This window comes from Arenibacter troitsensis, assembly GCF_900177645.1.
GTDB lineage: Bacteria > Bacteroidota > Bacteroidia > Flavobacteriales > Flavobacteriaceae > Arenibacter > Arenibacter troitsensis.
The window spans coordinates 371,741-384,697 of sequence record NZ_FXAO01000006.1 but is presented as its reverse complement, the minus strand read 5'-3'; the positions used below and the strand labels follow the sequence as shown (position 1 = coordinate 384,697).

The following is a 12,957-nucleotide window of genomic DNA, read 5'->3' as shown; positions in this document are numbered from 1 at the left end:
AAGTGGTTTCCACATTGGGTTCAGGTAGCTGTCCAAAGAGCATTTCGCCTTAGCGAAAGCGGCCTGGACGGCGCGGCTGTGGAAATTGCGTAGATTTAAAGAAATTTAAAATCAGCCTCCTAGGCTACAGCTGGCTCCTCCTAACCAAGGTACACCGTACCTTGGTTATTCGGCCCTGGTCGTTTTTTGGGCGATGCAAAAAATGAACAGAACACCAACTTGAGCTGGTCAGGCATATCTTTTTGTAATTCACACACAACTTTTGGGATTGATCCGGATTTTGTTTACTAGCTAAAAATAAAAAAAGCCCTTAAATCAAGGGCTTTCAATATTAGTAAGTATGCTTTTTTGCCTTGCTACACTACAAAGTTTTGGCAGTGTAGGCTTTATACGTGCCGACTAAAGTCTAACCAGTTCTTCTGTGTCAATGGCTTCTTTAAGTCTGGCCTTTATATAGCTATGGCTATTAAAAAAGCGTTTTCCATTTTGCCTCTTCAGGTGTACTACCTTACTACCATCTGGCATTACTTCCATTTTGGAAACGATCACTTTGCTCTGGAAAAGAGTTTTGTAGTTTGGAATTCCTCCTTTCTTAATGATAAAATTCATCCTTGGCACTTCTATATGTTCATACAGATTTGCAGAAGGACTTCCAATCATTAATACAGAACCAACTTCCAAATCATCAAGTTCGTTTGTTGTTGTTGATGCTTGCAGTAATGTAATTCCCAAAAAGAAATAAAGTGCTGTTAATACTGTTTTCATAGTTTTACAGGTGTTTTTTAATTGTTTAATCATTTTTACCGCCCTAAAAATAATAATTATGGAATATTTATTTTCTTAAGATTTTCATAAATCGGACCTTGTAAACGTATAAATGGGAGCCGGTAACCTTACACAGATTGTTTGGTGGAGTACACTTATAACATTGTAATTGAAGTATAGAGGAATATTAAATTGATTGATTCCGGTGATAAAATGGGCTAATCCAATAGTTAGGGTTTATTGGATGTCTGGGAATTGGGTAAAAAAAGATCCCTTTAGAAGATGTCTTAAGGGATCTTGATGATATGATGACTACATTAACAGAAAATTGCCATTTTTTTAGGGCCAACACTGTCTTATCACTTTAAGTGATCGTAGTAGTATTTTGGGTATTGTCTAGTAGATTAATAGGTTATTTTGTATATGGTACCGTTTAGATCTTCGCTTACATACAATTCACCGTTAGGACCTTGTGCCAATCCACAGGGTCTGTGCTGAATAGGGCCACTTGGATTTGCTAGGTCTATGCCCGAAAAATTATCTGCAAAGATTTCCCAATTTCCATTCGGCTTACCATCCTTAAAAGGTACGAAGGCCACGAAATATCCTTTTTTTAACTCTGGAGACTGACCATGAAATGCAATAAAAGCGCCATTTCTATATTTTTCAGGGAACATGGTTCCTGTATAAAAAAGTAGGTCGTTGGGAGCCAAATGGGCTGGGAACGCCATAATAGGTTCTATTGCGTTTTCACTTCCCGTTTTTTCACCGTCGCCCCCATATTCCGGGGCAAGGATATTCTTCTTCTTAAACTGATCGTAATAGATATAGGGCCAACCGGCATCATCACCCTTATGTAGTTCGAACAATGTTTCCGCAGGAAGTTCCGCACTGTGCTTGGCGGTATAGTGTTCTGGGTAAAAATCATGGAAGGCACCCCTGCCATGAACAGCGGCAAATAAGGAATTGGTTTTGTAGTTCCAAGCTGTGGCCACAGCATTTTTTACCCCGGTGGCATAACGTATTCCATCCGAAAAGGACTGGTTTAATTTATCGGCCTTAAATTGCCAAATACCCCCTGCTGAATCCAGGATGGTACAGGGCATAATACCGTTTCCAGTACCTTCTTCCCTACAGCTATCGTTCCAAGAGCCTATGGTGACATAAATGTTGGCATTATCGTCCATTACAAATGATTTTGCATTGTCCCTGCCTTTATCCGCCAATCCGTCCACTATATTCTCTGGATTATCAATATCGATAATTTCTTCATTTTCATTTAATTTATATCGGTAGACCCCGGCATTGGAGGAGGTGTATAAGTAACCGTCTTTTATCAGGATGCCTGTCCCTGGGAGATTGCCAAATTGCTTTTCCGTATCAATTTTTCCGTCATTGTCGGTGTCCTTAAGGAGGATAATACTTTTGTCGTCCTTTAGTTTGGATCTATTTGCATAAATATCCCCATTCTTTGAGACGGTCATATGTCTTAGATTTCCTAAATCTTTCGCTACAACTTCTATAGAAAAATCCTCCGGGATCACTATATCGGTTTCATTGATTGGAGCTGCTACTTTTTCTTTGGAATTTTGCTTGCATTGTGTGGTTAGTACTGCCAAAAAAACAAGCATGGATAATGACTTAAATACTGGAAATGTAATTCTGTTATTCATAATATTAATTAGTGTGGTTGGATCAAGGGCTAAAGATAGTATTTCAATCTTATTTTTTAAGAAAAAACCAGAATTTGGCCTTAGATGCTACTTTGCCAATGGTGTTTGGAATATTTATTTGCCCTAATGTTCCTGTGAAAATAATATTCTTAATTTGGTAGTTGGTTAATGAGTTCATGGGAGAGTTCAATATTGTAGTTGAAATTCAATGGAATATAGCAAGATTAGAATAACAGCAGAGGAGGCCGTCCAAATTGCGCTTGAAAATTTTGACGTTCAAGGTATGGCCAAACCACTGCCAGGGGAGATCGATTTTAATTTTAAGATCGATGCATCGGATGGGAAGGCTTATGTCCTAAAAATATCCCGTCCGGAAGAGAACGCGGGTTATTTGGATTTTCAGCAGAAACTGTTGCAATTTGTTGCCAATAAGGGTTGGGATTTAACTGTTCCTAGAGTCATTCCGGATAAAAATGGAAGTTTGATTTCGGAAACTAAGGACGAATCAGGTCGTATCAGGAAAGTGCGCTTGTTGTCTTGGATTGCCGGCAGGGTCTGGAGTGGGGTAAACCCCCAATTGGACAATCTTCGCTACAGCTTGGGAGCACATTGTGGAAGGCTAACAGCTGCCTTGCAGGGTTTTGATCATCCCGAGGCCCATCGGGAATTCGTCTGGGACATAAGCCAGGGAAATTGGACCACAGAATATCTTGATCTTTTTAAAAATGGGGACAAAGAAGTCATCTCCCATTTTCAGGATCAATTTAAGGAGGCACAGCCCCGTTATTCCCAGTTGCGCAAGGCAGTGGTACACAATGACGCCAACGATAATAATATAATCGTTTCCCAAGACCTGATCGATCCCAAAGTGGTCACTGCCATAGATTTCGGGGATTCGGTATATACGCAGATTGTTAACGACCTGGCCGTGGCCTGCGCCTATGCCATTATGCACCATAATGATCCCCTAAAGGCAGCTTTGCCTATTGTTAAGGGCTATCATAATTCTTTCTCCTTACAGGAAAAGGAGTTGGAACATTTGTATACCGCCATTGCCATGCGTTTGGTGATATCGGTAACCAAATCGGCCATCAATAAGAAGAAGGAACCGGACAATACCTATCTTTTGATCAGTGAAAAACCGGCATGGGAGTTATTGCGGAAATGGAAGGATATCAATGCCGATTTTGCACACTATAGTTTTAGGGAGACCTGTGGGTATACTGCCCATCCCTCTGAGGAAAAATTCAGGGTTTGGTCACAAGGCAAAACCTTTTCGCTGGATAGGCTTTTCCCTGATAAGGGCTATAATGAAGTCCATGCCCTGGATCTGAGCGTTTCCAGTAAATGGTTGGGGCATGAAAAGGACTTTAACGACCTGGATTATTTTCAATATAAACTCAACAAGTTGCAGGGGGAATATCCTTCCAAAATATTGGCCGGAGGGTATCTGGAACCCAGACCCATTTATACCACCTCCTCCTATGATAAAATAGGAAATAATGGGAGGGAGAGCAGAAGTATTCATTTGGGAGTGGATTTTTGGTTGCCGGCCAGTACTGCCGTGCATGCACTTTTTGATGGGGAAGTGGTTACGGCTGTAAATGATGAGGGGGACAAGGAATACGGTGGATTGGTGATATTGAAACATCTGGTGGAGGGGCTGGAGTTTTATACGCTTTACGGACATTTAACAGTGGCTAGTGCTACTAGCCATGCAATTGGAACTATCATAAAATCGGGCGATGTTATTGGGGTTTTGGGGAATTGGCCTGAGAACGGTAATTGGGCCCCACATTTGCATTTTCAGATTATGCTGTCCATGCTGCAGTATAAGATCGATTATCCAGGAGTAGCGTATCACGACCAGATTGCCGTATGGAAGAGCCTATGTCCAGATCCCAACCTTTTGTTTAAAACCAAGGGATTGGGGGGAAGGCAAGCCACCTCCAACGCAGACATCCTGGAATATAGAAAACAACATTTGGGCAAAAGTTTAAGCCTGCAGTACAAGGTGCCCATAAAAATGGTACGGGGGGCAGGACAGTACCTAATGGACCAATACGGAAGAAAATACTTGGATACCGTAAACAATGTTGCCCATGTGGGGCACGAACATCCAGCGGTAGTAAGGGCAGGGCAGGAGCAAATGGCCTTGATCAATACCAATAGTCGCTATCTGCATGAAAACATCAATGAATTGGCCAAAGAACTGTTGGAGACCTTACCACCAGAATTAAGTGTGCTCCATTTTGTGAATTCCGGTAGTGAGGCCAATGAGTTGGCCATCCGTATGCTTAAGGCGGCCACCGGTGATCGGGACATTATAGCCTCTGAGGTGGGCTACCATGGCAATACCAATAGGTGCATCGATATCAGTTCTTACAAATTTGATGGCAAGGGAGGCCAGGGTGCCCCTGAACACACCCATATTTTTCCACTTCCCGATGCCTTTAGGGGAAAATTTCGCGGAGAAAGTACAGGCGGGCCGTATGCAGAGGAGGTTAAGGGGCAAATAGATAGGATTCATGCAAAGGGAAGGGGAGTAGGCGGTTTTATCATAGAGCCAATCATTAGCTGTGGGGGGCAGATAGAATTACCGGAAGGATTCTTGGCCAAGGCCTATCAATACGTGAAGGAAGCGGGCGGACTCTGTATCTCGGATGAGGTGCAAGTGGGTTGCGGTCGTATGGGCAGTACCTTTTGGGGCTTCCAATTGCACGGGGTAATTCCCGATATCGTTACCATAGGGAAACCGCTTGGCAACGGGCATCCCTTGGCTGCGGTGGCCTGTACACAGGAAGTAGCGGAAAAATTTGCCAATGGCATGGAGTATTTCAACACTTTTGGGGGCAATCCGGTCTCCTGTGCCATTGGTGCCGAGGTTCTAAGGGTGGTAAAACGGGAGAAGCTACAGGCACATGCCTTGGCGGTGGGGACCTATTTGAAGCAGCAGTTAAATAAGCTTTCAAAGGATTTCCCAATAATTGGGGATGTAAGGGGGCAGGGTCTATTCTTGGGGATAGAGTTGGTGGATGAAAAAATGGAGCCTTTGGCGGCCCAGACCGATTATTTGGCCAACCGAATGAAAGACCACGGTATCCTTATGAGCACCGATGGCCCTGACCACAATGTTCTTAAAATAAAACCCCCTCTGGTCTTTTCCCAGGAAAATGCGGAAGAACTTATATTTTATTTAGGCAAAATTTTGGCCGAAGATTTTATGAAACTGTAATCCAATCGTAGGTATTTACAGATCGATTGCTGCGTTTAAGCCCCCACCCTAGCTCCGCCTAAAGTCGGGCAGGCTCTCCCCGAAGTGGAGGGAACTACTGGGGCGTTTTTAGGGTAATTATGTTACATAAGGAACATCTGAATATCCTTTGTGGGTTGTCACCTTATCCTAATCCATGATGAACTTGGCTCCCAATTCGAATATACTGGCGCTTAAACCGGTAGTTCTCTCGTATTGGTTGAACCTAAAGCTAATGCTCTTTAAACCGAATTTCCATACCTTGGATTGGGTGAAAATATCCCTGTAGGTAATGCCAAAACCGTACTGGTTGCTGTTAAAGGCCGATAAGTCATAATCAGAGGTGTAGTATTCATAGGTGGATAATGCCGTTTCCTTGGGATAAAAGTAATCGGAAGCTGTTTGGGTATAATAACGGTACATGGGATATACCGTAAACTTATCGGATATTTTTATAGGGATTTCCAAACTTCCAGTATAAGCGGTAACTCCCCAATCGTCATAATAGTATCTGAAATAGGTACGAAGGCTTAACAGCTCGTTAAGGTAGTAGGCAATGCGGCCCCCAATAGGTACCTTAAATCTTTTGAAAGGCAGTTTTTCAACATCGTCCGCCAATTGAAATTCCTCAATAAAGAAATCGTTCCTGTCTTGTAAATAGACCCTTTGGTGTGGAGTAGACAATAAACCTTCCTGATATATCAGGTCCAAGGAAAGTGAAGCCTGTAAGCGCTTGGTGATGATCTGGGAGAAATTAAGGGATATGGAATAAGTATTGCGATTAAGCTGGTCAAATTCATTGAACAAAGGAGAATAGGTGCCCGTACCGGTAATTCTACTATCAAAAAAGCCTTCGCGCAATTCAATGGGATATTGTGGTTTATAGGTATCCAAATATACCTGCCCACTTAATCCCAATTCTGTGTTTTTTTCGTTCATGAGATGGGTGTATCCACCACCAAAACCTATTGAAAAGTAATCGTATTCGGCAGATACCGCTATATTGCCACTAACAATTTTATTTCGGTCCTTGGAACTATGGGTAAAGGTTGGATGAAAATAAGTTAGCACATCGCTTCTTGAGGCACCCGATGATTCTACCCAGGGACTGGCCGAATTGTTCCCGTCAAAAGGGTTAATGTTACTAGAGGAGGCCGAGGTGTAGGCAGATATTCCTGCATCCAAACTAAGCACATTGTCTTCACCTAGGGGAATGCTCACAACAATTGTGGGGGTCATATCCGTTAATTTTTCCGTGCCCTCCCCACCAGTTACGGCAGCATTGTCTCCATCCTGACTGTAATAGCTATAAAGCAGCTCCACTTCCGTGGTCTCCAAGACTTTTTTTATATACTCCTGATTGTTGCCTTGGGAAATTCCTGTCCAAGAAATCAACCCAAAAAATACTAAAAATCCTATTTTTCTCATGCTATTTTAATTGCATCCGCATCCACCACCTGTCTTGCCTCCATTGGCGCCCGCAGCGGCTTCCCGATATATGTGAAAATTAGTTTCAAAGCGCTCAAGACTTTTGGTAGCCAGGATCATTTCTTCGTCGTTGAGGTATACTTTGTCATATTCCCTTACTGCAACACAGGAGGAAAGTGATAAAATGCCCGTAATAAGTATAATGAAATATCGCATAGCGTTATTGGGTTTTGTTAAGTTCAATATTTTCGGAAGTGTGAATATTGTTATGATCGTCTATAATAATGCATTCCACCCCTTTAATTTGGTTAATCATATGAAGTCCTGTTTCCGTTCCGGTAATAAAAACGGAGGTAGCCAGGGCGTCACACAATTCGGCACTAGGGGCAAATATGGTAACACTTAGGATACCCGTAGAGGGATAACCGGTTCTTGGGTCGATGATATGACTATATTTAACCCCGTTAAAGGTGACGTATTTTTCATAATTGCCAGAGGTGGCAACCGCCGCATTAACAACAGGGAACCAAGAGAAGATGTTGTCCTTGTTAAGAGGGTTGGTTATGCCCACCATCCAATCCTTACCATCAGGTTGTTTCCCCCAGGTGGTTAGGTCGCCCGAGGCATTGATTATTCCCGATTTAACACCTTCTTCTTTTAGCATGCTTCTCACCTTATCTGCCGCATATCCTTTTCCAATGGCACCAAACCCTATTTTCATACCCTTCAAAGTTAAGAACACCGTTTGTGACGTCTTGTCCAGGACAATGTTTTGAGAGACGATCTTGGCAACGGAATTTTCTATGGCTTCCTTGGTGGGCATTTCTGTCATGCTGCCATCATATCTCCAAATCTTATCAATGGAGGCATAGGTGATATCGAAGGCGCCGTCCGTAATCTTTGAGACGGTGATGCAGCGCTCAATAAGGTCTATTAATTCTTGATCAACTTTTACAGGTTTAATCCCTGCGTTTAGATTGATCTGCGAGGTCTGTGAGCTTGGAATCCATGAGGAAATCAATTTTTCAATTCTGGTAATTTCTTCTATAGCCTTGTCTATGTAACGGTTAGCGGTAACTTCATCCTGTGCAACTATAGTAATATCAAACCTGCTTCCCATTAATTTTGTGGTTCGTCTGTGTGCTATGTCCTGAGCAAAAACGAAACATGGGATAATAAATACAATGGCAATTAATAGTGGGTTTTTCAACCTTCGAACGATTTTAAAAGTGCAATATATTCTTTCACGGATACATTTTTAAATCCGGTTTGGCCCAAGATATTTCCATTGGGGTCTAAAACCAAGACCAATGGAAAGTATCCATTCTTATTATACTTTTCTGCAAGTTGGGCGTTTTTATTTTTTTGTTCCTCTGGGAGTTGGTTGGCTTTTTTTCTAGGAAAATCTGCCCTTAGCAGGGTCCAATGACCTTTGGCATAGTTCTGAAATTCTGCAGACTGCCAAATATTTTTGTCCAGTTTAATACAGGGGGCGCACCAATCGGAGCCAGAAAAGACCAATACTACATTTTGATGATTTTCTTTGGCAAGGGCAGCTGCGGTAGACCAATCGGTTTCCCATTTTTGAGCGAATAGGAAACTTGACATAAGTAGGGCTATTATTAAAGTTTGCTTCTTCATTCTACGAAGTTTTAATGATAAAAGTAAAGATTTTGGGCGTATCAATACATGATATTAATCATTGGATTTTGTCGGGGATAAGTTAATTCCTTACAGCTATTGTTAATTCAAAACCATGGTAAATACAACATTCATTCCCAATGGTTTGGAGAATTATCATTTTAAGTTATTTAACCATCCTACCCATTGATCGGTCCAAGTAGCCAAATGTGTTTCTTGAAGTCCCAAGGCAAAACCATGACCGCCAGTTGGATAGATGTGCATTTCAGCAGGTACCTGGTGTTTTACCAATGCTGTATAGAATAAAAGGCTATTTTCTACTGGTACTCCTTTATCATCTGAGGCGTGGAGCAAAAAAGTAGGAGGGGTATCGGCAGTAACCTGTAATTCGTTGGAGAAATGATCCAACAATTTTTGGGAAGGGTTTTCTCCCAATAAGTTCTTTCTGGAGCCACCATGGGTATTTGGCTCTCCCATTGTAATTACCGGATAGGCCAAGGTCATAAAGTCTGGGCGGGCACTGAGTTGGTCAATACTATCCTGTTGGGCATATACCTCTTCTTTATAATGTGTTCCCAAAGTGGAAGCCAAATGTCCACCTGCTGAAAATCCAATAATACCAATGTTGTTTGGGTCTATATTCCATTCCTCGGCTTTGGAGCGCACCGTCCTAATGGCGCGTTGTGCATCTTGCAATGGCACTTTGTGTTTTTCTGTGACCGATTTGGAATTGGGTAGTCTGTATTTAACTACGATTCCGGCAATGCCCTTTCCGTTTAGGAATTTTGCAAAGTCGGTTCCTTCCCAATCATAGGCCAATATGCCATAACCTCCGCCCGGGAAAATGAGCACTGCCTGTCCGGTAGCAATTTTCTTGGCCGGTAAATACACCTCAATCTGAGGAACCTGTACTTTGGCGATCCTTACAATGTCCGCGCTAATCACCTCTTCTTTTTCATCTGTTTTAATGGAGTTGGGAATGTTGTTGGGCCAAAGTGGTAGTACGGTGTTTTGTGCGAAAATGGTCATAGAAAATAAACAGCTAAAAAGGAAAAAGAATGGTTTCATTTTAATTTTTGAATAGGTTGATATGGTTAAAGATAGAAAATATCGTTGAACAAGAATATTTAAAATTTTGCAAGGGCATCCCAGGCCATAGGAAGGTTTTTAAAAGCAATTTTTGACGCTGGATGGTCAGTAATTTTAATATCTATAAATTATCAAAAAATATTAATTGATAATTTATAGTCACTATAGTTTTTGTAAATAATTGATGATTAGTTGGTTGTGTTTTGGTTGAGTAGCTTTAGAGGCTGTTGCCGGCATTTCAATAGCACTGGACTCCTTCCCTTGCCTAGAAATAGTTATGTCCTTTACTGAAGTACACTTATCCGATGTAATTCTTCGTTCAGAACAGCTGTAATTATGTTTGCGGGATACGCAAATTCTTGAGTAAGGCCGTTGTGAGCTATATCATTTGTTAAGTTATAATCAAGTCTGTGCGACTTCTCGTCCCGAAAAAGGGACTCTGTCGAAGTGACTACGGTTGTCATTTCGACCAAATAGAGAAATTGAAGATTCAGCGCAGCTAAATCGGAGATTCACGAATACCCCTAAAATGAATACGGCATGAGCTAAATCACACTAGTAGCTAATATGGGGTTTCATCAATACCCGAAAAAAGCAATTTTATGAATTAAATGGCATATCTAGCTCCCGACGGCAGGTACGACTTCACTCTATGGCTGAAGATCCACCTTCCCTTGCCTAAGGGAAGGAGCCTTACTTTAGATCAGCTATTTGAAATTATATTACAGTTGGACCTATACCGCCAATATAGACCGTTTGGATAACTCTGAGCACCGCATTTGGTGCAATATGGCTTATTGTATTATGGTTTAAGCCATATTTCCTGGCCAGGTTGGGTTTCAATTATTAATACATCGCCATCCCAATGGGAGTTAACGTCCTCTTCCATTGAAAATTCCTTATTGGAAAATGGATTCATAAGTCGGATTGTCCCACCTTTTTCAGAAACAATCTTTACCCATTTTAGTTTGCCGTCTTGTTTTTGGGCGGATATTAAAAAGGCACCTTCGGTCCGTAATTTGCTAAATCCAACATTTTTCCAATCCATGGGTATGGCAGGAAAAAGACGTACGGTACCCGTATGGCTTTGTATTAGCATTTCCTGTAGGCCTGCGGCAAAGGCAAAGTTGCCTTCCAAGGTAAATGGCCTATAAGTAAAATTCGATTTTCCGGTTCCCGATTGGTCACCGTTAACGTGAAAACTATTGGGGAGCACAAAGGAGGTAGCAAAATCCTTTAATGCTTTTGCCGCGCCTTCCCCATCAAAAGCCCTGGCCTTTAGATTTCCCAGCCAGCTAAAGGAATAACCAACCCACTGACTGGAACCGGTGGCATCCAAGTTGGCGATGGTCTTTTCTATGACCTCCATATCCTTTGTGCCATTTGACGGGTCTATCAATCCAAGTGGATGTATGGCCATTAAATGGGAAAAATGTCGGTGCGACTCATTAAAGGGAAGGCTAGGAGAGAACATTAGCCCATGTTCGTTTACAGCGTAATCCGGCCATTCTTTTATCGCGGCTTCCCATTGTTCTGCCTCTTTCTTAAGGCCGAGTTCCAAGGCCAGTTCTGCCGCATGGGAATAGGTCCATTTAATTAGGGCAAGGTCAAAATTGGTCATATTCCCAAACCAGGCCTCACGGGAATTATTATGTATTTCAGGGCTGGAACTTAAGGGAAGTTTTCGTTTGCCATCCTCATCCAAAACAGACAATTCGTTAAAATGATTGGCCACCTCCTTGATCCAAGGGTAAGCCTCGTTCTTTAGGAAATCGCGATCCATGGTATAGCGCCAATGCAGATAAAAATGTTGTCCCAACCAAGCCCCGACCGTTGGCCCAAAGGAATATTGTATCCAGCCTCCCATAGGTTCCCCTGTCAAGGTAGTAACCCCAGGGACATTAAGTCCGTTAGTGCCATAGAAATCTTTGGTATATTTTTTAAAAGTGGGTTTGTATTGGGTAAGCCAATCGATAAAACCTTGTTCCAAATCCAAATGGTTGCCGGAATAGGTAGGCCAATAACTTAATTGTGTGTTCAGATCATGGTGGTAATCGCCTTTCCAAGGGGGTAATTTTCCGTTGTCCGCTGTCCATACACTTTGTAGGGATATGGGTGGAGCCCCCTTTCTGGCTGCCGACCCCAACTTGTACATTTCCATATACCACTGGTGCTGCAATACGGGATCTGGAATTTTTATAGTAGACTGATCCCAGAATGATTTCCACCAGGCAATGTGACTTTCCATGGAGGATGCCATTCCTGCCTGAAGCGATTTAGTTACTACTTGTTCTGCGGTTTCTTTAGGGGCTTTATCCGAAGTTTGAGAGCTTATGCTCCAACTTCCCTGAATACCTTTAGGTGTAGGTTGCCATTGGGTGTGTACCTGAAATTGAAAATTGGACCATCCTTTCTGGTCATAGGTAATGATATGGTCTTTTTGGGTAACCCTCCCGCCATCATAATTTAATCTTCGAAGATCTTGCCCTGTTACCGGGTCATTGGCACCTTCTTGTTTTACCGATACATAGGCCGGTGGAATTATGGTTGGATTCAATTCTTCGTTAATGTTTTCAAAGGTATACCATCCCAAAGGTTCGGTGGCGTGGACAAAGGTTTTAAGAATAGCGCCATTCTTCCATTTTACCTCGCATATTGCGGAATCCAAATTCAGCTTTACCGATTCTACTTCTCCCAATCCTTTCACATCAAATTCCAGGGCTCCGCCGGGAATTTTTGAGGGTGCCGGTAATTGGTCGTAGGGGGCATCATATCTGTCCTGTACATTTTTATAGGTATCCTTTTCCCATTGCTCCTTTACCCAATCAAATCCATGATTCTCAAAATCTAGATTTTCCATGGGCCGTAGGTCCCAAAGATCAGCCCTGTCCAGGGATAATCGAAGTTTTCCGTCATTTTCCCAAACCAAGGCACCTACGGTACCATTTCCCAAGGGAATGGCTTCATCCCAGGTCGAGGACAATTTATTGAACTCCAGTTTATATGCGGGAATTCGGTCCAGTTCCTGATTGTTTCGCGCTGATTCGCAGCTCCATAAGCTGAGAACTATGGCCAAAAGGCATATTGCTTTAGCTTTCATGTATATTG

The 12,957-nt window shown here is 42.3% G+C and carries 9 protein-coding genes; 1 reads left to right on the top strand and 8 read right to left on the bottom strand.

All coding sequences use genetic code 11. The features are described from left to right. Positions 1–399: 399 nt before the first annotated feature. Both B9Y87_RS15510 and B9Y87_RS15505 read right to left on the bottom strand, forming a co-directional pair. Positions 400–765, bottom strand: a complete 366-nt coding sequence (locus tag B9Y87_RS15510) for a hypothetical protein (protein WP_139827251.1) — start codon at positions 763–765, stop codon at positions 400–402. Between the two features lie 404 nt (positions 766–1,169). Continuing rightward, the gene (locus B9Y87_RS15505) at positions 1,170–2,438 is read right to left on the bottom strand and encodes a PQQ-dependent sugar dehydrogenase (RefSeq protein ID WP_085499878.1); all 1,269 of its coding nucleotides are present in this window, start codon (positions 2,436–2,438) and stop codon (positions 1,170–1,172) included. 208 nt (positions 2,439–2,646) lie between these two features. Here B9Y87_RS15505 and B9Y87_RS15500 point away from each other — a divergent pair, with 208 nt between their 5' ends. Continuing rightward, the gene (locus B9Y87_RS15500) at positions 2,647–5,673 is read left to right on the top strand and encodes an aminotransferase class III-fold pyridoxal phosphate-dependent enzyme (protein WP_085499877.1); all 3,027 of its coding nucleotides are present in this window, start codon (positions 2,647–2,649) and stop codon (positions 5,671–5,673) included. A 168-nt stretch (positions 5,674–5,841) separates the two neighbouring features. On the opposite strand, the gene B9Y87_RS15495 is transcribed toward B9Y87_RS15500, so the two are convergent. The 6 genes from B9Y87_RS15495 to B9Y87_RS15470 all read right to left on the bottom strand — a co-directional run bounded on the left by B9Y87_RS15495 (position 5,842) and on the right by B9Y87_RS15470 (position 12,949). Then, on the bottom strand, positions 5,842–7,119 hold the full coding sequence (locus B9Y87_RS15495; protein ID WP_085499876.1) for a DUF3570 domain-containing protein: 1,278 nt from the start codon (positions 7,117–7,119) through the stop codon (positions 5,842–5,844). A 6-nt stretch (positions 7,120–7,125) separates the two neighbouring features. Next, complete coding sequence (locus tag B9Y87_RS15490; RefSeq protein WP_085499875.1) at positions 7,126–7,335, bottom strand: DUF4266 domain-containing protein; 210 nt, start codon at positions 7,333–7,335, stop codon at positions 7,126–7,128. Positions 7,336–7,339: 4 nt separating this feature from the next. Next, a complete protein-coding gene (locus B9Y87_RS15485) occupies positions 7,340–8,329 on the bottom strand; it encodes an FAD:protein FMN transferase (protein ID WP_394334967.1) in 990 nt (329 codons plus the stop codon). Continuing rightward, positions 8,326–8,760 (bottom strand): thioredoxin family protein, encoded by a 435-nt coding sequence (locus tag B9Y87_RS15480; protein WP_085499873.1) that lies wholly within the window; start codon positions 8,758–8,760, stop codon positions 8,326–8,328. Before B9Y87_RS15480 ends, B9Y87_RS15485 begins: the two co-directional genes overlap by 4 nt. Before the next feature lie 156 nt (positions 8,761–8,916). Further along, positions 8,917–9,828: an alpha/beta hydrolase gene (locus B9Y87_RS15475; protein ID WP_085499872.1), complete on the bottom strand. Its 912-nt coding sequence runs from the start codon at positions 9,826–9,828 to the stop codon at positions 8,917–8,919. A gap of 823 nt (positions 9,829–10,651) precedes the next feature. Next, a complete protein-coding gene (locus B9Y87_RS15470; RefSeq protein WP_085499871.1) occupies positions 10,652–12,949 on the bottom strand; it encodes a glycosyl hydrolase family 95 catalytic domain-containing protein in 2,298 nt (765 codons plus the stop codon). Between the last annotated feature and the right edge of the window lie 8 nt (positions 12,950–12,957).